At 62.4% G+C, this 20,929-nt stretch carries 18 protein-coding genes; 13 read left to right on the forward strand and 5 right to left on the reverse strand.

What is annotated here, in order from left to right:
- Window positions 1-41: 41 nt before the first annotated feature.
- Window positions 42-1,190: an FAD binding domain-containing protein gene (locus tag BCA01S_RS15825; protein WP_027777742.1), complete on the reverse strand. Its 1,149-nt coding sequence runs from the start codon at window positions 1,188-1,190 to the stop codon at window positions 42-44.
- The gene (locus BCA01S_RS15830) at window positions 1,187-1,840 is read right to left on the reverse strand and encodes a DsbA family oxidoreductase (RefSeq protein WP_027777743.1); all 654 of its coding nucleotides are present in this window, start codon (window positions 1,838-1,840) and stop codon (window positions 1,187-1,189) included. The genes BCA01S_RS15825 and BCA01S_RS15830 overlap by 4 nt, the downstream gene beginning before the upstream one ends.
- Window positions 1,841-1,958: 118 nt before the next feature.
- Between BCA01S_RS15830 and BCA01S_RS15835 the strand changes: the two genes are divergently transcribed.
- On the forward strand, window positions 1,959-2,891 hold the full coding sequence (locus BCA01S_RS15835) for a LysR family transcriptional regulator (RefSeq protein WP_027777744.1): 933 nt from the start codon (window positions 1,959-1,961) through the stop codon (window positions 2,889-2,891).
- A gap of 156 nt (window positions 2,892-3,047) precedes the next feature.
- A complete protein-coding gene (locus tag BCA01S_RS15840; protein ID WP_042318705.1) occupies window positions 3,048-4,361 on the forward strand; it encodes a chloride channel protein in 1,314 nt (437 codons plus the stop codon).
- Between the two features lie 86 nt (window positions 4,362-4,447).
- Here the strand turns inward: BCA01S_RS15840 and BCA01S_RS15845 are convergent, their stop codons facing one another.
- Window positions 4,448-5,416: a LysR family transcriptional regulator gene (locus BCA01S_RS15845; protein WP_027777746.1), complete on the reverse strand. Its 969-nt coding sequence runs from the start codon at window positions 5,414-5,416 to the stop codon at window positions 4,448-4,450.
- A gap of 361 nt (window positions 5,417-5,777) precedes the next feature.
- Between BCA01S_RS15845 and poxB the strand changes: the two genes are divergently transcribed.
- From poxB to BCA01S_RS15900, 11 genes are all read left to right on the forward strand, one after another.
- Window positions 5,778-7,499 (forward strand): ubiquinone-dependent pyruvate dehydrogenase, encoded by a 1,722-nt coding sequence (gene poxB / locus BCA01S_RS15850; protein WP_027777747.1) that lies wholly within the window; start codon window positions 5,778-5,780, stop codon window positions 7,497-7,499.
- 202 nt (window positions 7,500-7,701) lie between these two features.
- Window positions 7,702-9,873 carry an FUSC family protein gene (locus tag BCA01S_RS15855; protein WP_027777748.1) on the forward strand — a complete coding sequence of 724 codons (2,172 nt, stop codon included), beginning with the start codon at window positions 7,702-7,704 and terminating at the stop codon, window positions 9,871-9,873.
- Window positions 9,870-11,369, forward strand: coding sequence for an efflux transporter outer membrane subunit (locus BCA01S_RS15860; RefSeq protein ID WP_027777749.1), 1,500 nt, complete (start codon window positions 9,870-9,872; stop codon window positions 11,367-11,369). The genes BCA01S_RS15855 and BCA01S_RS15860 overlap by 4 nt, the downstream gene beginning before the upstream one ends.
- On the forward strand, window positions 11,353-11,553 hold the full coding sequence (locus BCA01S_RS15865; RefSeq protein WP_027777750.1) for a DUF1656 domain-containing protein: 201 nt from the start codon (window positions 11,353-11,355) through the stop codon (window positions 11,551-11,553). The genes BCA01S_RS15860 and BCA01S_RS15865 overlap by 17 nt, the downstream gene beginning before the upstream one ends.
- Window positions 11,554-11,602: 49 nt before the next feature.
- Window positions 11,603-12,565 carry an HlyD family secretion protein gene (locus BCA01S_RS15870; protein ID WP_027777751.1) on the forward strand — a complete coding sequence of 321 codons (963 nt, stop codon included), beginning with the start codon at window positions 11,603-11,605 and terminating at the stop codon, window positions 12,563-12,565.
- 196 nt (window positions 12,566-12,761) lie between these two features.
- Window positions 12,762-13,199 (forward strand): PRC-barrel domain-containing protein, encoded by a 438-nt coding sequence (locus BCA01S_RS15875; RefSeq protein ID WP_027777752.1) that lies wholly within the window; start codon window positions 12,762-12,764, stop codon window positions 13,197-13,199.
- A gap of 330 nt (window positions 13,200-13,529) precedes the next feature.
- Window positions 13,530-15,734 carry a PAS domain-containing sensor histidine kinase gene (locus BCA01S_RS15880; RefSeq protein WP_244145999.1) on the forward strand — a complete coding sequence of 735 codons (2,205 nt, stop codon included), beginning with the start codon at window positions 13,530-13,532 and terminating at the stop codon, window positions 15,732-15,734.
- Window positions 15,724-16,416 carry a response regulator transcription factor gene (locus tag BCA01S_RS15885; RefSeq protein WP_027777754.1) on the forward strand — a complete coding sequence of 231 codons (693 nt, stop codon included), beginning with the start codon at window positions 15,724-15,726 and terminating at the stop codon, window positions 16,414-16,416. Before BCA01S_RS15880 ends, BCA01S_RS15885 begins: the two co-directional genes overlap by 11 nt.
- A gap of 345 nt (window positions 16,417-16,761) precedes the next feature.
- Window positions 16,762-17,712 (forward strand): helix-turn-helix domain-containing protein, encoded by a 951-nt coding sequence (locus BCA01S_RS15890; protein ID WP_027777755.1) that lies wholly within the window; start codon window positions 16,762-16,764, stop codon window positions 17,710-17,712.
- Entirely contained in the window at window positions 17,699-17,956 is a 258-nt protein-coding gene (locus BCA01S_RS15895; protein WP_027777756.1) for a hypothetical protein, read from the forward strand. The genes BCA01S_RS15890 and BCA01S_RS15895 overlap by 14 nt, the downstream gene beginning before the upstream one ends.
- A gap of 24 nt (window positions 17,957-17,980) precedes the next feature.
- Window positions 17,981-18,394 carry a DUF3331 domain-containing protein gene (locus tag BCA01S_RS15900; RefSeq protein WP_027777757.1) on the forward strand — a complete coding sequence of 138 codons (414 nt, stop codon included), beginning with the start codon at window positions 17,981-17,983 and terminating at the stop codon, window positions 18,392-18,394.
- A gap of 76 nt (window positions 18,395-18,470) precedes the next feature.
- On the opposite strand, the gene BCA01S_RS15905 is transcribed toward BCA01S_RS15900, so the two are convergent.
- Both BCA01S_RS15905 and BCA01S_RS15910 read right to left on the reverse strand, forming a co-directional pair.
- The gene (locus BCA01S_RS15905; RefSeq protein ID WP_027777758.1) at window positions 18,471-19,460 is read right to left on the reverse strand and encodes a cytochrome d ubiquinol oxidase subunit II; all 990 of its coding nucleotides are present in this window, start codon (window positions 19,458-19,460) and stop codon (window positions 18,471-18,473) included.
- Window positions 19,461-19,484: 24 nt separating this feature from the next.
- The gene (locus BCA01S_RS15910; protein WP_027777759.1) at window positions 19,485-20,882 is read right to left on the reverse strand and encodes a cytochrome ubiquinol oxidase subunit I; all 1,398 of its coding nucleotides are present in this window, start codon (window positions 20,880-20,882) and stop codon (window positions 19,485-19,487) included.
- Window positions 20,883-20,929 lie beyond the last annotated feature (47 nt).

Below are 20,929 nucleotides of genomic sequence, written 5' to 3' on the forward strand. Positions count from 1 at the left end.
CAGCTCCTTGAACTGGGGAAACAAAATAGGGAAAGCGAAAATCAGCGCGCAATGTTCATTAGCCGGTTGCCGAGCGATATGCCCAACTCGGTCATGCGCCTGCCGCGCTCTAATTGCTGGGTCTGCCAACGCTTGAGCGCCGAATCGATCGAGTCGCCGCTTTGCTGTGCCGAGCGCAGCGCGAGCGCCAGCGCGTGTGCATTGGAAGCGGCCTTTGCCGTGCTGCCCGCGGTGTGCGGACGCGGCACCGAAGCGGCGTCGCCGAGCAGCAGGGCGCGGCCGAAGACCATCTGCGGAGCGCGCAGATCGACGATAGGCTGCATGAACGGCTCGTCGGTCGCATCGACCAGCGCGCGGAATGTCGAGCCCATCATGAGCTTCGCGTCGTCCCGCAACTGGGCGATGTCCGCACTCTTCGTCGAGCCAGGCGGCAACGAGAACGACCGCGCTACGCCGTGACGGTCCATGAGCAGCGCGTCTAGTTGCGCGCGGCTGTATTTGCGGTACCAGACCCAGTTCCAGCGACGCTCTCCAGCCACCGTCGAATCATCGTCGCCGGGTATCAGGTACGACAGCGCCGAATGGCCGTCGCCATGCTGGAACGAAAAGCGCTCACGCAGCGTGTCGGCCGCGTGAACCGGCAGATCGCGTTCCTGGACGAGTCCACGCCACGCGACATAACCGGCGTAGGCCGGCACCACTTCAGGCAGCAGGCGGCCTCTCACCGTCGAGCGGATACCGTCGGCGCCGATCAGCAGATCCGCCTCTTCATGCCGGCTGCTTTCGAATAGCGCGATTGTTTGCTCGCCATGCGCGCGATAGTTGACGAAGGCTTCGCCAGCATGCAGATGTTCAGCCGGCAGTGCGTTCTTCATTGCGCGATACAGCAGACTCCACGACGTCTGCATCTGCGGCATGTGCAGCTTCTCGACAATGTCGTCATGCCGGTCGAGATAAATGCGTTCGCCCGAAGCGACGCCCGGCGGGTCGGGCAATGCGACGCCGGCAAAGTGGAGCGCCTCCAGTACGTCGGGCTGCAGCACGACGCCGCCGCCGCGGCTCTCGAGTTCATTCGGCGACGTCTCGAACACGTCGACGTGCCAGCCCACCGCGCGCAACGTTGCGGCCGTCAGCAGGCCGCCGAGCGAACCGCCAATGATCACGGCGCGAAGTCCGGAAAAGGAGTTCATGCTGCGCTCTTCAGCGCCGCGGATCGCAGCGCATGCGCGAAGACGACAGCTGGCTGTGCGCCGCTCACTGTTTCGCCCTCGATCACGGTTGTCGGCACTGCCTGTATGCCGAGTTTGTCGGCCCGCGCCCGGGCAGCATCGATCTGCTCTTCGCCTGCGTTCGACTGCAGATACGCGCGCACCGCCTGTTCGTCGAAGGCATGCGCGGCGGCTATTGCAGCAAGCGTGTCGAGCGAACCGATGTCGCGTCCTTCGGAAAAATAGGCGCTGTAGATGGCTTCATAGAGCGCCGCTGTCCTGTGCGGTTGGTCGCGGTCCTGGGCGAACTGCATCAAGCGATGCGCAAGACGCGTGTTCGGTGTCAGCGACACCCGGCTGTAGTCGAAGTGCGCGCCGGCTGTCAGTCCGGCGGCCGCGACCTGCGCGTCCATTGCCTGCGAATGCGCCCAGCTACCGAACTTCTTGCTGCGGTAGGCGCGCCGGTCCATTCCTGCCACCGGCATCGACGGATTCAACTCGAACGGCACATAGCGGATCGAAACCGCGTGAGCCAAGCCCGAATCCGCGAGCGCGGCGGCAAGGTTGCGTTGACCGATCCAGCACCACGGGCAAATGAAGTCGTAATTGACCTCGATATCGACGGTTTGCATGTTGCACCTCTCACCATGTGTAGGAATGCAGCATGGGCGTTGCGCTGCGGTCGCGGAATGGGCATAAAATGCAATCCCGCGTTGCGCTGAGCGCAATGAAACGTCGATTGGGTCAAATATGGATAAGCTCCTCGCTCTCACTACATTGCTCGAAGTCGCCGATGCGGGCGGCTTTTCGAAGGCCGCACAGCGTCTTGGAGTGGCGACCTCGTCGGTCACGCGCCTGATGGATTCGCTCGAAGCCTCGTTAGGCACTGCTTTACTGACTCGCACGCCGCGCAAGGTGAGCCTGACTGACGCCGGCATTGCTTATGTGGAACAGGTGGGCAAGGTGCTCGACGATCTGGCCGAGGCGGACGAGAGCGTGTTCGACAGCGGCGCCTCGCCGGTGGGGGCGCTGCGCATATCGGTGCCGTCCACCTACAGCCGGTTGCGGCTTGCCCCGCACCTCGCAGCGTTCCTGTGCGCCAATCCCCGCGTGTTTCTCGACGTTGTCGTTGCCGATCACTTCTCCGACCTCGCGCTCGACCGGATCGACGTCGCAATCCGCATCGGTCTGCCCGATCGCGACGCCAACCTGATCGTGCGCAAACTGACGGACAACCCGCGTTATGTCGTGGCGAGCCACGATTACCTGGCGCGCTGCGGCGCCCCGCCAACTCCAGACGCGCTCGCCTCGCACGAGTGCCTTCGGATTGCATACGGCGGCGGCTATCGTTCGCGGCAGGTGTGGACTTTCCGGCGCGAGTCGGTTGAAGGGCGCGTCGAAGAGCGTGTCGAGGTGCGAGGTCATCTGCTATCCAATAGTCTCGATATCCTTCACGAAGCCGTTCTTGCAGGACGGGGCGTGGCCTTGCTGCCGGAATGGCTCGTCGGCGACGAGATTCGTGCGGGACGTTTAATGCGACTCTTCGAAAGCTTCGATGCAAGCCCTCATCAGGGCGACGCAATCGTGTACGCGGCGTACCTGCCGAATCGACGTCATTCGAGCAAGGTGCGCGCGCTCGTGCAGTTTCTCGAAGCCCGGCTTCAGATGGCGCTGGAAGGCTGAGCGCCGACGCGGCAATAAAGGGTACTTTTGCAGGCGTTCCTATACGAAGATTCAGTGCGTTTTCTACAGGCTGCATTAAAAGCGCATCGGTAGAATGGGCCTCTATTTAGCCGGCACGCACGCCGGTTTCTGAATCCCTTAACCCGAACGTTCCACATGCATCCACTACCTGAATCGCGCTCCATTGGGCATTCGTTGCGCTGGGCCGCAGTGGTGGTTCTGATCGGGGTAGCCGGCGGCGTGGCCGGGCTGGGTCTCGCCGCGCTGTTGCATACGGTTCAGCATGTCGCCTACGGCTACAGCATCGAAACGATCTTCAGCAAGGAGAGCTTTCAACAGGGCGTGACGGCTGCGAGCCGCTCACGGCGAGTGGAAATGCTCGCGCTCTGCGGGCTGGTCGCGGGTGTCGGCTGGTGGGCGGTCTATCGCTGGTGCCGACCGTTGGTGAGCATCGCGCGAGCGGTGGGGAGCGACGACCCGCGCATGCCTGTTTTCGCGACTGTCTGCCACGCATTGCTGCAGATTGTCACCGTCGCGCTGGGCTCGCCGTTGGGGCGGGAAGTCGCGCCTCGCGAAATCGGCGCGATGCTGGCGGGCAGACTGACGTCGTTCGCCGGACTCACGGTGGCCGAGTCCAGAATCCTGGTCGCATGTGGCGCTGGCGCGGGCCTTGCCGCCGTCTACAACGTGCCGGTGGCGGGTGCGGTTTATGTGCTGGAAGGATTGCTTTTCACTATCGGCTGGCGAGCCGTTGTGCCGGCTGTCGTCACTTCGGCGATCGCGGGGTTCATCGCGCGAGCCGGTCTCGGCGACTTTCCACAATACGACGTGCCGCATTATGCGTGCACCGCTTCGTTGATCGTGTGGTCGGCGCTGGCGGGGCCGCTTATTGGCCTCGCGGCCTGGCAGTTCACGAGGCTCACCGACCATGCGCGCGCCCGCTCGCCGCGCGATAGCAGGCTGATGCTGCTGTGCGCGGTCAACTTTGTCTGCATCGGGGTGCTCGCCATCAAGTTCCCGCTGTTGCTGGGTAACGGCAAGGGACCGGCGCAGGTTGGGTTCGACGGCTCGCTCACGCTGCAGTTCGCCGCTGTTCTGCTCGTGCTTCGCGTGCTGATAACGTGGACGAGTCTGCGTGCTGGCGCGGCAGGCGGACTGCTGACGCCCGGCTTGTGCAACGGCGCATTGTTCGCCATCGTGCTGGGCAGTGTCTGGTCGGCGGGGTGGCCCGGCGCGCCGTTGGGCGCGTTCGCTGTGATCGGCGCGGCGGCGTTTCTCGCTACCTCGATGCGCGTTCCGTTGACGGCGATCGCACTGATCTTCGAGTTCACCCGGCCGTCGCCCGAATTCATGATTCCGGTATTGATCGCCGTTGCCGGATCGGTCGCCATGTCGAGCTACGTTCGCCAGGTATTCGATCCGGCGCGCCGCACCGACTTGCCCGCGAAAGTAGAGCGCGCGAACGTGTAGGCCGCGTCCTGTTCGAGTGTCGATTCCGCCTCGCTTTCGATACGTCCGCTCAGATACGTCGCGCAGGTTGTCGGCATCACGCCGACTTATTGCAACTCGGCGTATTGTTGCCCGCTAACCGTCTGTACCGGCCGCCCCGGCTGCAAGCGTGCAACCTGCACATCAAGTTTTTGCCGCAACGAGGTGGTGAGAAAATTAACGAACGTTTTGACCTTCGCATCGACGTACTGGCGCGACGGATAAATAGCGAACACATTCACGTTTTCCAGTGGGTAACCGGGGAAGAGCTGAACGAGCTTGCCTTCCTTGATGTCCTGCGCGACTGAATAAGTCGGCACCGCGCCCACGCCCGCGCCTTCGAGCAATGCGATCCGCAGCGCCTGCATATTGTTGACGATGAAATGCCCTGCCAGCTCCGTGCCGGCCGCATTGCCGGCCGTGTCCGCTGGCCACTCGGGGGGCGCGTCGAACGCGGAGCTGACTTGCATGAGCGTGTGATGCGCGAGGTCTTTCTCTGCGGCGATGGGATGCCCCGCGAGATATTCGGGCGCGGCCACGAGAATGCGTTCGCACTGCCCGATCAGCTTGCTGATGTTGCGGGAGTCCGGCAACGTCGACGCCGATACGATCGACACGTCGAAGTCGTCTTCGATCAGATTAGCCATGCGCGGCAGCAGCTTCAGGTCCACAGAGACAGCCGGGAAGGCCTCGCGATATTCGACGATCGTCGACGTCAGTTGCTTCAGCCCAATATCCGGTACGGCGTGAACGCGCAATCTGCCGCGTGGCAGGGTGTGCGCATTGCTCGCTTCCGCCTCGGCCGCGTCGAGATCCGCCAGAATCTTCTTGCAACGGTGGTAGTAGCGTTCGCCGCATTCCGTCAGCGATACGCTGCGTGTCGTTCTTTGCAGGAGCCGCGTGTGCAGATGTTCTTCGAGCGATACCACCGCGCGCGAAACATTGCCGGCGCTGCAGTCCATATGTTTTGCCACTGCGCTGAAGTTGCCGGTCTCCGCGACTCGCGAGAACACGCGCATGCTGAAGATTCTGTCCATAACTGCTTCGCCTCCCGATCAGATTGAGCCGGGCATTCAATGTCGCCCGTTGAGAGAACAATACGATTGGGGACACGCGCGCACCATCACCACAAACGGGTGCCCGGATCATCAATGCATTCAGCCATCTAATCCGGAGGTATAGGTGGGGCCTCGTGCCGCCGGGCGACAGACACGATTCTGCCCGGGCAATTAAGTAGTTTTTAGATGCGTTTCAGGACATCTGGCCGCAACTCACATAATGTTGGACAGGTCTGAAAGCGTTTGCCTCCGCGCATGCGTGGGCGCATTCGCGTCGGTCCGGACACGCGTTCGAGTTCGGCGCCCAGTCGATCTTCATCTTGCGAGAAAGGAGTCAAACATGGCTAGCAACACGATCGCCGCATATCTTGCGGGCAGTCTCGCCGCGGCAGGCGTCGAGCGGATTTGGGGCGTGACCGGCGACAGTCTGAATGGGCTGGCCTACAGCCTCGACCAGATTGGCTCGATCCGCTGGATGCACACGCGTCACGAGGAAGCGGCCGCCTTCGCGGCCGGCGCGGACGCGGCTTCGACCGGGCGTCTCGCCGTGTGCGCGGGCAGTTGCGGACCGGGCAACCTGCATCTGATCAACGGTTTGTTCGATTGCCATCGCAATCATCAACCGGTGCTCGCCATTGCGGCGCACATTCCGTCGACGGAAATCGGCACAGGCTACTTTCAGGAAACGCATCCCCAGGAATTGTTCAAGGAATGCAGCCATTACGTCGAGCTGGTCTCGTCCGCGTCCCAGTTTCCGCGTGTGCTGGCGCGCGCAATGCGCACCGCGATCGAGGAACGCGGCGTGGCCGTCATCGTCTTGCCAGGCGATGTTGCGCTGAGCGAAGGGCCGACGGAAGCGCCTCTATGGGTCGACAGCGCACCGGCACGCATCCTCCCGGCCGAGGCGGACCTGGACCGGCTAGCGCAAATGCTCAATGATTCCGACGCGGTGACGATCATGTGCGGCAGCGGCGTGCAAGGTGCGCACGACGAAGTGGTCGCGCTCGCCGATACGCTCGGCGCGCCGGTGGTTCATGCGCTGCGCGGCAAGCAGTTCATCGAATACGACAATCCCTACGATGTCGGCATGACGGGACTGATCGGCTTCAGTTCGGGCTATCACGCGATGATGTCGTGCGACACGCTATTGTTGCTGGGCTGCGACTTTCCCTATCGTCCGTTCTATCCGGCTGACGCGAAGGTCATCCAGATCGACTGGAAGGGCTCCCAACTCGGACACCGGGCGCCGCTTGCACTCGGACTCGTCGGTACTGTGAAGGAAACCGTGGCCGCCACGCTACCCAGGCTGCAACGTAAAGCGGACCGCGGCTTCCTGGAAAACGCCCGCAAGCACTATGCGTCGGCACGCAAGGGTCTCGACGATCTGGCGACGCCTTCCGGGGCGGGCCGCCCGATCCATCCACAGTACCTGGCGAAGATGATCGACGAGACCGCGAGCGACGACGCCATCTTCACAGCCGACGTCGGCACGCCCACGGTCTGGTCCGCCCGCTATCTGACCATGAACGGCAAGCGCCAGTTGCACGGTTCGTTCAACCACGGGTCCATGGCGAACGCCATGCCGCAGGCCCTGGGCGCGCAAGGCGCGAACCCTAGGCGGCAGGTGGTCTCGCTTTCGGGCGACGGCGGTTTGTCCATGATGCTGGGCGACCTGCTCACCGCCCGCCAGCTCGACCTGCCGATCAAGGTCGTGGTGTTCAACAATAGCCTGCTCGGATTCGTCTCGATGGAACTCAAGGCGAGCGGTTATCTCGACACGAACGTCGATCTGAGCCAGACCGATTTTGCGGCGATCGCGAAGGGCGCCGGCATCTTCGGCATTCGCGTCGAGGAATCGGAAGACGTAGCGGGCGCGTTGCGGCAGGCGTTCGCCCATCCTGGGCCGGCGTTGGTCGACGTCGTCGTCTCCAGACACGAACTCGCCATGCCGCCAACAATCGAGCTTGCTCAGGCAAAGGGCTTCAGTCTTTACATGATGCGCGCGATCCTGAACGGCCGGGGCGACGAGATCGTCGAGCTGGCACGGACCAATCTGCGCTAGCCATACGCGTAACAGGCGTCACATGAAAGCGGCCGCTACCGGCCGCTTTCTCTTGAACGTCGCATAGACAAAAACAGTGCATTTGCGCAAATCGCGGCGGTCGGTCTATCGCAAGCTAGACGCGTGAGAAGGCCAGGCGCGGCGCCAGTCAGGGCCGCGCGGAAAATCAACGCTCCCGAAGCCCACGCCCGAAGAGCAAGCCATGAATGTGCAGACGGACAGCGTCGTTCTCCCGCGATGGCGGGACGAGTTGACGGCGTACTGGAAAGACGACGGGCCGCGCTTCTTGCATATCGCCAAGGTCGCGGTCGCGGTGACGCTTGCAATGGGGCTATGCATGCGGCTGGAGCTTCGCGCGCCCGGCACGGCAATGGTCTCGTGCGTCATCGTCATGATGCATCAGCAGAGCGGCATGGTCATCGCGCGAGGCTTTTACCGCGGCCTCGGTATGGTGTGCGGCAGCTTTGCCGGCCTCGCGATCGTCGCGCTGTTTCCGCAGCAGCCCCTGCTGTTCTTTCTTGCGTTGGCAACGTGGATCGGCGTCTGCGTTTTCGGTGCGTCGTACTATCGCAACTTCCAGTCGTACGGTTTCGTCCTGACGGGATACGGCACGGCCATCACGGCGATGCCGGCCTGGTCCAACCCGTATGGCGTGTTCGACAACGTCGTGTTCACGGTCAGCGAAGTCGTGATCGGCGTAGTCAGCGCCTGCCTGGTGAGCGCGCTCGTGTTCCCCCGGCGGGTCACGCCGGCGCTCCTTGCGGCGGGCAGCAGGAACTTTTCCGAACTGCTCGAAGCGCTGCACACGATGCTTGGAAGGGCGCCCGCAGGCGCTGGGTTCAAACCGTTTGTCGATCTGATCAGCGAGCGGGCCGGTATCGAAAGCCTGCGCAGCGGCGCGTTGTTCGAGGATCCGTCGATCCGGCTGCAACATCACGTCTTGCTGGCGCTCGATCGAAGCTTTCTCGACATGGTCGCGTGGATTCACGCGCTGCATCAACTGAAAGCGCGCGCGGCGGCTAACGCGCACCCGCGCGCCGTGGCCGCGATCGACGAACTGATCGACGCGTTGCTCGCCATCGTGCCGGACCCGATTCAACCGGAGATCGTCACGCTCGACCAGGTGCGGGCATTGTGCAGCCGGCTCGCCACGTTCGAGCAGGCTCTGCCCGCGCGGCTGAGCGGCATGCTCGAGTCGCTGGCGGACCTGTCGCCGCATCAACGGCAGTTCGTTGCGACGACTGGGGCCGCATTGTTTTTTTCGATTGCCGACCTTCGTGTGTTGTGTAGCAGCTATCTGCAGATACGCACGACAGACGGGCGCTCATGGCCGCAATCGGTGATTCAGGCGCTCGGCCGTTTCGGCCGCACACGTGCAACTGCCAATCGCGTCGGCGCGCTGATTGCCGGCGTGCGCGCTGCCGCCGCGGTGTCGGTAGTCGCTGCGGCGTGGCTCGCATCGGGCTGGCTCGGCGGATCGAGCGCGATTGTCGCGGTCGCCATCACGAGTTCGCTGTTCGCGCTAGTGCCCAATCCGACGGTTGCGAGTCGGCAGATTTTCGTCGGTTGCCTGCTCGGCTGGGCGGCCGGCTTCGCATTCAACTTTCTTCTGTTGCCGCATTTCGACACTTTTGAGTTGCTCGCACTGTCGATTGCGATTTTCGTGATGGTGGGCAGTTACCTGAATACGTTTCCAAAAACCGCGATTCTCGGGCTCGGCTTCAGTCTGTATTTCTGCTTCATCGTGAATATCTCTAATCCCACCGTATATAACCCGAGCGCTTATCTCGACACCGGGTTTGCGTTGCTCGTCGGCATCGGCACTGCGGCGGTTGCGTTCTCAGTCATCGTGCCGCGTGCCGGAGACTGGATCACGGCTCAGTATCTGAAGCAGATACGCGCCCTGGTCGCGACAGGCGCGCGCGACGGTGCACTGGACGATCTGCTTTTCACTTTTGAATTGAACCTGCGCGATTTCATCATCGAGATCGCGTCGGCGCCCGCGGATGCCCGTGTGGATCGCAGCCGGCTGATCGGCTGGGCGTTCGCAGCGCTCGAAATCGGCCGGGCGATGATACAGGTGCGGCTCGACACGGAGGAACTCGGCGAAACGCTGCCGGCGAAGTGGCCCGCCGTCCAGCAGGCGTGGCTATCGGCAACCGCCAATGTATTCGCGCAGTGCTCGCCGCAGGCCGCAGATGCCGCGCTCGCCGCGACCCATGAAGCGCTCGAAGCGCTCCCGCTCGCGCCGACCATCACGGTCGATGCGGCGATGCTCACGCGCTGCCGGATGCGCGCACTGCTGCATATCACTGAACTGACCTTGCAGGACGGTACGTTGTCCTTCTGGCACAACGGGGGGAAGCCGGCATGACGGCGCGCTGTCTGTCGTTTGGCGCGGCATGCCGCTCGCCGGTCGTCGCGCTTGCGTCTGCGCTGCTCATGAGCGGATGCATCAACAGCGGCGGCATCCATACGCGCGAGTCGATGATCGATCCTGAATCACTCGATCCGGGCGCCGCGCTAAACGCTACCCGACATGACGCGAACTGGCCAACCGATCGCTGGTGGCAGCGCTGGAACGACCCGCAACTCGACACGCTGGTGCGCGACGCCACCGCCGGCAACCCGGGCTTGCGCACGGTCGAGGAGCGGGCCGAGGCGGCGCGCTATCAGGCGCAAATCGCCGGTGCCGACGAACTGCCCCAACTTAACGCCGGCGGTACTTTCGAGCGCAGACGTTATGCACGCTACACGACGCCTGCGCCGCCCGGCGGAACAACCGTGTGGAGCAACAGCGTTCAGGCGGACCTGTCGTTCGACCTCGATCTATGGGGCAAGACACGCGCGATGCGCGAGGGCGCGCTCGACAACGTGCGGGCTGCTGCCGCGGACGCGCGCTTCGCCGAGATCGAATTGCAGACCGCGGTGGTGCGCAGCTATGTGCATCTATCGCTGCAATACGCGCTGCTCGACGTTTATCGCGCGGTTCAGGAAGAACAGCAGCGCACGCTCGACATTGCGACCCGCCGCTGGCGCGCGGGCGTCGGCAGCCAGCTGGAAGTAAGCCAGGCGGCGACCCAGTTCCAGACCAGCGCCACGCGGGTACAGCAGGCGGAGCAGCAACTCGCGTTGAGTCGCATCCAGATTGCCGGTCTTGCGGGCAAGGGGCCCGGCTACGGCGAGGCACTGCGCCGGCCCGCGCTGGCCCTGAGCGTACCGGTCGCGCTGCCGGCATCGCTGCCGGCCGAACTGATCGGGCACCGGCCGGACGTCGTTGCCGCGCGCTGGAGAGTGTTGGGCGCGGACAAAGGCATCGACGCCGCCCATGCCGACTTCTACCCGGACATCAACCTGATAGCGACCGCGTCGCTCGGCTCGGCTGCGACCTTCGGCGGCTTCTTCAATTTCATCGACAGCAACGGTGTCGGCCATGGCGTCGGAGCGGCGATCTCACTGCCGATCTTCGACGGTGGACGCCGGCGCGGCCAGTATGGCGTGGCCGTCGCGTCTCGCGACGCCGCAGTCGACGCTTACAACCAGAGTGTCGTGAACGCGATGCAGGCCGTCGCCGTGCAGGTCGTGTCGTTGCGCTCGCTCGCGCAGCAGCAGGCATCGATTGAAAGCACGCTGGAGTCGTCGCGTCGCTCGTTCCGGCTCGCCGACGCCGGCTATCGCAGCGGCATCTCCGAATTCCTGAACGTGCTGGCGGCGCAGAACGTTCAGCTACAGCAGGAAGAAAACCTCGCGAATATTCAGGCCGGGCGCCTGGACGCCTGGGCGCTGCTGATGAAGGAACTGGGCGGCGGATTCACGCCGGAGCAGACAAGTTCCGCTTTTGAAGGAGCGCAACGTGCCGGGCGAGATTGAATTCTTTTCCCTGCTGCTGCCCGGACTGCTGCCGATCCTCGCGGTGTGCGCGGCGAGCTTCGTCGTGATCGACCTGTTTCTGGCGAAGCTGGGGCTATATCGCTATACGTGGCACCCCAGCCTGTTCCGCGTCGCGCTGTTCGCCGCCATGTTCAGCGGCGCGTCGCTGCTTCTATGGCGATGACCCATAGCCCAGGAGAGACCATGAAATCAACGACCGCCGACCCCTACAAATGACGATAAACAAGCAATCGATCTTACGCGCGGTGTTTACGCTCACGGCTCTCGCCGTGGCGGTCGTGCTGGTCCGCCTGTTATGGCTCGACTACATGTTTTCTCCGTGGACGCGCGACGGCAGGGTACGGGCGAACGTGGTGCAGGTCGCCACCGACGTCTCCGGCCTCGTCGCTGAGGTGCGCGTCAAGGACAATCAGTGGGTACGCAAGGGCGACATTCTGTTCATTCTGGATCCGGCGCGATTCCACTATGCGCTGGCGCAGGCCGACGCCGACCTGCTGAGAGCCGAGGCTCAGGTCGCACAAGCGAAGGCGCAGATGGCGGCCAGCGAATCCAGTTTTGCGATGAAGCGTGCGCAGGCCGCGCGCCGGGCTAATCTGGCCGGCGATGTCATCTCGGACGAAAGCCGGGCCGATTCGGCTTCGCTTGCCAGGCAGTCGGGCTCGTCTTACGCCGCCGACGCAGCCGCTTATAACGCCGCTCAGGCCGCGTATAAGGCGGCTGGGGTCGCGCGTCAGACGGCGGCATTGAACCTTGCGCGCAGCGAGGTTCGAGCGCCTTCGGATGGCTTCATCACTAACCTGAATCTGTATCCCGGCGACTTCGCCACAGCCGGCACGGCGCGCATGGCGCTGATCGACTCGCATTCTTTCTGGGTGTACGGCTATTTCGAAGAAACCAAGCTGCCGAAGGTCCATGTCGGCGACCGGGCGGTGGTGCGACTGATGTCGGGCGGAAAGGAGATCCAGGGCCATGTGGAAAGCCTGGCAAGCGGTATAGCGGACCGCGACAACCCGACCGGCAGCGACCTGCTTGCCGACGTCAACCCGATCTTCACCTGGGTGCGGCTCGCGCAGCGGGTTCCAGTGCGCGTACATCTCGACCGCATTCCGGCGGATATGAAGCTTGCCATGGGCATGACCTGCACCGTGACGCTGCAGCCACGAAGCATGGATTGATCGCGAGAAGGCGCGCCCGCGGGGGCGGTTGAGCGACCATGCCGCCGACGCCGTGCGAATTCGAAAACAGACCGGCCAAAATGAAGCCAAACTCCGGGACAGCGCAATGCATTCGAGCCGTCACGCGGCTGCGAGCGTGCGAATGGGTAGGCAGCGAGCGGGCATTTTCAACCGGTTGGTCTTTTGGAGAAACAATATGAAGCTCAAGTGGGCACTGGTATTCGTGGCGGCATCGACCTTCGGTGCTATGTGTCAATCCGCGAGCGCACAGGTGGCGGGCGCGCAACCCATCGGCATCAGCGTCGAGCAGGCTCAATTGATCATTGAAGGCTGGAGCGCCAAGAAGAGTTTGCTGGGCAAGAGCATCTACAACGACAACGGCGAGAAAGTGGGCGCGCTGCACGACATCATCATCGCGCCTGATAACGCCGCGTCGTTCGCAATCGTTGCGGCGCATCAGTTCCTTGGCGTGTCGGCGCACGATGTCGCGATTCCCATGTCGCAACTGGACTACGTGAACGGCAAGCTGGTGTGGGCGGGCGCGACTCGCGACGCCGTCAAGGCGATGCCTGTCTTCCAGTACACGAAGGTCCGTACGGTCCCGATCGCGCGCAAGGACTTCGGCCACCATTGAGGCGGCCTCCTGCAGCGGCACGATGCCCGCAACCGCCGTGGAACATGGCTTTCACGGCGGTTTGCGGTTCTACGACGGCAACTCGTCGTGCAACGTTTAAGGAAAAATAAGTATCACCTTTGTCGCGGGCTCGCGCATGATGCCATCAGATTTGAAAGGTATCGGTTCCGGTAGATCTGAGTGTCATGTGCCCGGACAGCCGCGCCGGCTGACCGGTGACGGACAGGCTGCCGGTATTCGTTCACGAACGCCCGTCCAAAAAGTCCTATGTCCATGGTTGTCAGCCTCGTCACGCCTGGTTTTCGCCTGGTAGCGCGTTGATCCGCCGCCATGAAAACTTACCCAAGCGTTCTACTCGCCGCGAACCGCGACACCAGCATCCCCATGGCGCTCGCCGCGCTCATAGCGCTGGTCGTGTTCCTGATCGACGCGCTCACGCCGCTCGATATCGCCATCGCAGTCCTTTACGTGGTGGTGGTGCTGCTCGTCGCGTCAACCAACAATCGTGCGGTCACTGTCTCGACCACCTGGGGCTGCGTGGCGCTCACGCTGCTCGGATTCGTGATGTCGCATGAAGGCGGCTATCTGAACGGTGCGGCCGCGCGCTGCCTCGTGAGCCTGGTCGCGATCGGCACCACGTCGGTCCTCAGTCTGAGGAACCAGGCCGCGGCGATGACGCTGCAGGAGCAGATCCAGCTGCTCAACCTGGCTCATGACGCGATCGTCGTTCACGACATGAACGACCGCATCACTTTCTGGAACCACGGCGCGGAAGCCTTGTATGGCTGGACTGCGCAACAGGCGCTCGGCCAGCCGATTCATCAACTGACACAAACCTCCTTTCCGGTTTCGCCCGAAGACATCAAGGACGAACTGCTGCGCACCAATCGCTGGCATGGCGAGCTTCAGCGCGTTCGACGCGACGGCCGCGTGGTCGCGGTTTCGACCCGCGCGGCGCTCTGGCGCGACGCGACCGGCACACCTCGTGCAGTGCTCGCCACGAACAACGACATAACCCGCCGCAAGGAAATGGAGGCTCGGGTTCAGCGTCAGCAGGAAGAGCTGCGCGCCACCATCGACGCGATTCCCGGCATGGTCTGGAGTTCATCCGGCGACGGCACGCTCACGTTCATCAACCGCCGCTGGACCGACATGGGCGTGACGCTGGAAGAGGGCGGGAGCGGCGCGGATGTCTGGTCGGCGATCGTGCATCCGGCCGATTTGCCGCAGATGCAGCGCGCCTGGCGCTCGGCAATCGCAACCGGAGCTTCGTTCGAGAACGTGTCTCGAGTCCGCACCGGCACCGGCGCCTACCGGTGGATGCACCTCGGTGCGGAGCCGCTGCGCGACGAAGCCGGTGCGATTTTGCGCTGGTATGGCGTCAATACGGACATCGAAGACCGTAAGCAGGCCGAGCAGGCACTGGAACGCAGTGAGGCATTCCTCGCCGACACCCAGCGTTTGAGCCGCACAGGCAGTATTGCCACGCATTTTCCCGAGGCGTCGATGTGGTGGTCGGACGAGTCCTACCGGATCTTCGAATACAGCCGGGAAGTCGTCCCGTCCTTCGACGCGATCCTCGCACGGACCCATCCCGCAGACATCACGACGGTTCGTGGCGCTTTTGAACAGGCGAAAGTCGGCGCGGCACTAGTCGATGTCAAGTACCGCCTTGCAATGCCCGACGGCTCCGTCAAATATGTGCACTACGTTGCCCATTTGACCAGGCCGCAATCCGGCGGCACGGAATATGTCGGTGCGCTGATGGATATCACCGAAACCACGCTCGCTCAGGAAGCACTCGCGCGCTCGAGCGCCGAACTCGCGCACGTGACCCGGATCACCATGCTCGGCGAACTCGCGGCGTCGATTGCGCACGAAGTCACGCAGCCGATTGCGGCCGTCGTGGCATGCGGCGGCGCAGCGTTGCGGTGGCTGAACAGACCGACGCCCGAACTGGACGAAGCCACGCGATCCGTCACGCAGATTGTCCGGGACGCAAAACGTGCCGGTGAGATCATCCAGCGAATCCGGGCAATGGCTAAAAAGCGCGACAGTGTTCCTGCACCGGTCGCTCTGAACGCCATCGTCACCGAATCCGCGGAATTGATGCGGCGCGAGTTCGAGTGGCATGCAGTCGAAGTGCAATGGGACCTGGACGAGCCGTCACCGGAAGCGTGCTGCGACCGCGTGGAATTGCAGCAGGTCTTGATCAACCTGCTAATGAACAGCGTGCAGGCGATGGCCGACGTGAGCGGCCCGCGAAAGCTTCGTATCGCCACAGGTATGTTCGACCCCGGCCATGCGCTCGTGAGCGTGCAGGATTCGGGTACGGGCATCAGCGAGGACAATGCGGACCGCATGTTCAGCACGTTCTTTACGACGAAGTCCGAAGGCATGGGCATGGGACTGTCGATTTGCCGCTCGATAGTCGAGGCTCACGGCGGCCGTATCTGGGCGGAGTCGCCGGCGACAGGCGGCGCGCTGCTGCAGTTCATCCTGCCGATCGACGATGGGAGATGTCATGAGCAGTAGCAATACGAACCGGGATCAGCCCGACGGTGCCGCCGCAACGATGGTCTACGTCGTGGACGACGACGAGTCGATGCGCGGCGCCGTCAGCATGTTGCTGCGTTCGGTGGGGCTAGCCGTGCAAACCTTCGCGAGCGCGCAGGAATTCCTTGCCTTCGAGATGCCCGACGTGCCCAGTTGCCTGATTCTCGATGTTCGCCTCAAAGGCCAAAGCGGACTCGCGGTCCAGGAGCAGATCGCGGCGAGCAAACTGGGCTTGCCGATCGTTTTCATGACGGCGCACGGCGACATTGCAATGACCGTGAAAGCCATGAAGGCTGGCGCAATGGATTTTCTGGCGAAGCCGTTTCGCGACCAGGACATGCTCGATGCGGTCACGCACGCGCTCGCGCGCGATCAGGAGCGGCGCGAAGCCAACCGGGTCGTCGACGATCTGCGCCGTTCTTATGAATCGCTGACCGCGCGAGAGCGCGAAGTGATGGCGTTCGTCGCTGCCGGGCTGATGAACAAGCAAATAGCGGGCGAGATGAACCTGAGCGAGATCACTGTGAAGATCCATCGCGGGCAAGCCATGCGCAAAATGGGTGCACGTTCGCTTGCGGAGTTCGTCTTGAAGGCCGAAGCACTCGGCGTAAAAGCGCCGCAAAGTACCGCTAGTCCGGCGGCGCGCGGCTCGCGTAACTGAACAGGCAGCGCTTTCGACTTTATTCGTCACGGAGCGCTGTTTCGCCCCGAAGACGATCCGCGTTATACGCGCGTATAGGTCATATATCCGCTTCGCTTTAGAAAAAAGCGCGGCAATGCTTTCTTTCCTGACACGCCAGAACCCCGGTGCACGCGACGCACGGCCCAGGGCCGCGCCCGCACGCCCGTTGCGCAATTAAACCTGCAGATGAGTCGACCGAACCATTGGTCATTTGACTCAACCTTATGTAGGGCTAGTGGGCGTATTTGCGGTGCGTTACCTTGTCGTCACTGCAGCATTCATTCCAATTCGCACTATCACATCACTTATTCTGGATGACCGATCATGACCAGTTCGATGTCTTTGTCCGCCGTGGATGTTATCCATAAAAGAAGGGTGAGTTCGATCGGCAGCGAGCGTCAATGGCGCTGTCCCGGCGATGGATGCGACGAGAACACGCCGCAGAAAAACGCTATTGTCGTATCGCGGTGGATACGTAACGACAGCGAGCGGATCGAGGTAGTCAATCACGGCAATACCGCGCATCATTGTATTGCGATGAATCTGAAATGCACGTCGCTGACTTTCTCTCACGCGGGGCAAATCTTGGTTCGCGGACGCGTCACTGCTGGGGCCATTCAGATTACCGCTCCCGACGTGCCATGCGGCGCGGTGTTCGACTCTGCCGCAGACGTGCTGCATCTATTCGTCTCCCAGCAGGTTCTGAGCGAGTGTTTCGAGGACACGTTCGGCCGTCCGCACAAAGGCGAATTACGCATCGACGATCCGAAGCTGGTGCGCGATCCCGCTCTTGAACGTCTCGCACAGGCGCTAGCCGTATCGCAGTCGGACGACGCAACGCTCGGCAAGCTCTTTACCGACAGCGTCAGTCTCGCGATTGTTTCCCGTGTCATTGCGCGTCACTTTACTGTGGTGGAACGCAAATCGCGGGAAGCAAGCGCACTGCCGCCGTGGCGGCTGAGTCGCGCGATCGAATATGTCGACGCCCATTTATCTGAGCCCATTGGACTCGCGGACATTGCCAACAGCACGGGTCTCACCCGCATGCATTTCGCCTCGCAATTCCGGCGTGCGACCGGCATGCGACCTCACGAATATCTGTTGCGCCGGCGGATCGAACACGCACAGCAGCTTCTTCTCAACTCGCGCCACAACGTTCTCGACGTGGCGCTCAGCTGTGGTTTCCGCTCGCAAGCTCACTTTACGACCGTATTCAAACGGCTGGTTGGAGAGACCCCGTATTGCTGGAGGATGAAAAAGAATGTCAATCGCTAAGCAGATCCATGCGTTTCTGGAAGTCAGTGAAGCTTTCTTGCGGCAGTCGGGCGCGCCCATGCATTTCTTCGCGATGCCAGGCGTCCAACAAGCTCTTGAGGCAGTTGACGCTGACGGCAACGAGGTTGCGTGCAGCGACGGCAGCAGGGCGTACGCGCATAACGACATGAAGATTTTAAATGACGTGCTGGCAGGTTCGGGCGCTGCGATATCGAACGAAGAACGGTGCCCGCTGATCGGCTGATTCACCTGATAGAGGAGTGTCATCATGCTGGACAAAGCGAACTACACGGACCCGTGGCTGCGCACACTCGGCTTGCTGTCCGCGCTGTCGGGCGACACGGATTTGGACGACCACGAGTTCGTGGCGGCTCTTACGCACAACGCACAGTGGGATCGCCGCGCGTCGGTCCGGGGACACCACCGCGAAGTCCAGGTCCGCGTGATCGACCGGCCTTCGCCGTCCACCGCGACGCTGGCGTGGCGCGACTCGACGCACTGCTCATATGGCGACCAGGTCTGGCACATGAGCCATGCACGCGTTGCAGGTGTCTGCGCGATGAGCGGACGGCCGATCCAGCGCGGCGACGCAATTTACAAGCCGCGTCCGTGCCGCCCCGCGCCGCTCAATGCCGGCGCAATGATTCTGTGTACCGTCCTGAACACTGCCCTTGAGGCGTGATCGGCATGCAACAAAGCCGGCACGAGGCCGGCTCAGTTTCCTCGCATCGGCGAGGTATCGGGTGAAGCACGTTGCGCTAGTCGCCCGCATGTGATCCGGTCATGACCTTGCCCCGGAAAATGTAGTACTGGTAGAGGTTGTAGCCAATCATTACCGGGAACAGAAAGCCAATCCCGATCAGCATGAAGACCAGCGTCGGCGTGTCCGAGGCGCTTTCCACGATGCCGAGTTTGCCTGGCACGAAGTCGGGAAAGAGGCTGATTGCGAGGCCGGCGAATGACAGCACGAACAGCACGACAGCGCCCCGGAACGGTCCGCGCGAACTGCCCAGATACAGCGCGGCCACGATGAACGCGAAGGCAACGGCTGCGGCAAGCCCCAGCAACACGAGTACGTGGAACACGCCTGGTTGACTCCAGCGGACGTGGCCCACGTCGCTGACGAACCACGTAGCAACGGTCAGAATCACGGCGGCCGCCACAGTGACGAACGCGCTTGGCAACGCAAGCCGGCGCGACCATTGTTCGATCGTGCCGACCGTCTTGTTGACCAGATAGGTCGAGCCGAGCAACGAATAGCCGGCCACCACGCCGACTGCCGACACCACGACGAACACGTCGTTCAAACCGCCGGGCATGAGACCCGTAATGACCTTGCCGAGCACGATGCCTTGCGCGATAGCAGCGACGAGGCTGCCGACTCCGAATACCTTGTCCCAGAGCGGACCGTGGCTCACGCTGTGCCTGAATTCGATTGCCGCGCCGCGCATGATCAGGCCCGCGATCAGCAGCATGATGGGCAAATAGAGATCTTGCAGAAGCAGCGCATAGGCCTCGGGAAAAGCGCCAAAAAGTGCGCCGCCCAGCACGACGAGCCAGGTCTCGTTGGCGTCCCACACAGAGCCGATTGTCTGCACCATTACATCGTGATCTTCGCGCTGCTTACGCAGCAGGCTGAGTATTCCGATGCCGAGGTCGAAGCCGTCGGCGATGACATAGAACACGAGCATGAGACCGATCACGCCGAACCATGTGATCGCGAGCATCGTGTGAGTCGAGCTGTCCATTCGAGGGCCTCGCAATGAAGTGGTTTAGTACTCGGTGACTGCCGTGTCGCGCTCTGTCAGCGTGGCGGACTGCGGATTCACGCTGAGGTCGGGGCCGGTTCGCAGCCAGTTGCGCGCCAGTACGAAGAAAGTCAGCAGCAGAACCACGTAGAAGGCGAAAAACATAACCATGCTCAACGTTACCGACGAAGCCGACACGGTGGAAACGGCGTCTTTCGTGCGCAGCAGACCATAGACGACCCAAGGCTGGCGTCCCACTTCGCGCACGATCCAGCCGGCCTCGACGGCCACGTAAGGCAGCGGGATGCATAGCACCCATGCAAGCAGCAGTTTGCGTCGCGCGAGCAACTGTTCGAGATTGCCGCGCGTCTTGCGCAGAACGTATGCGGTCCAGAGTGCCAGCACCATAAGGAGGAAGCCGATGCCGGCCATCACACGGAACGCGTAGTAAAGCAGCGGAAGCATCGGCGGCTGGTCGTCGGGCGCGAAGTCCTTGAGCCCCTTCACCTGGCCGTGCAGCGAATGTGTGCCGAGAATGCTCAACATGCCCGGAATTTCAATCGACCAGTCATTGCGCTGCGCCGCCTTGTTCGGCCACGCGAGCAGCGACCACGACGCGCCGGTGCCGGGCGCATTCGTGACCCAATGTCCTTCGATTGCCGCGCCTTTGGCCGGTTGAGTCTTGAACACGCTACCGCCGCTCGAATCGCCTAGCCAGATCTGGATTGGCGCTGCAAACACGAGCACGAGCAACGCGATCTTGAACGACTGCGCGAAGAATTCCGGATGGCGGCGCTTGAACAGATTCCATGCGGAAATGCCCGCGATCACGAACATGCCGGTTTCAATCGCCGCGACCCACATGTGGGTGACGCCCCAAACCATATCCGGATTGAAGATTGCGGCGGCATAGTCGGTGACGATGATCCTGCCGTTCTCGACCGCTACGCCCGCGGGTGTCTGCATCCACGAATTGGCAACCATGATCCAGAACGCCGAGATACTCGAACCGAGCGCGACCATCGAGGTGGCGAACAGATGCACGCCGCGCGGCACGCGTCCCCATCCGAGCACCATCACGCCGATGAAGCCCGCTTCGAGCATGAAGGCCATCGCGCCCTCGAAGCCGAGAATATTGCCGAAGAACTGTCCGCTATAGCGCGAAAAGCCCGCCCAATTCGTGCCGAACTGAAACTCCATCGGAATGCCGCTGACTACGCCGACCGCAAAGTTGAGCACCAGCAGCTTGCTCCAGAAGCGCGCCTGGCGGTAATAGGAGAACTCGCCGGTGCGCAGCCACAGGGCCTCGATCAGGACCAGGAATGCAGACAGGCTGATGGTGAGAATTGGCCACAGGATGTGAAAGATAGCTGTCATCGCGAACTGCGCACGCGACAGATCGAGCACGTCACTCAGATGCATGATGAACCCTCGCAGTATTGAGAACGGCCGCATGGTGGGGCGCATTC

The sequence above is a fragment of the Paraburkholderia caledonica NBRC 102488 genome, from assembly GCF_000685095.1.
In the GTDB taxonomy this organism is placed as follows: Bacteria; Pseudomonadota; Gammaproteobacteria; order Burkholderiales; family Burkholderiaceae; genus Paraburkholderia; species Paraburkholderia caledonica.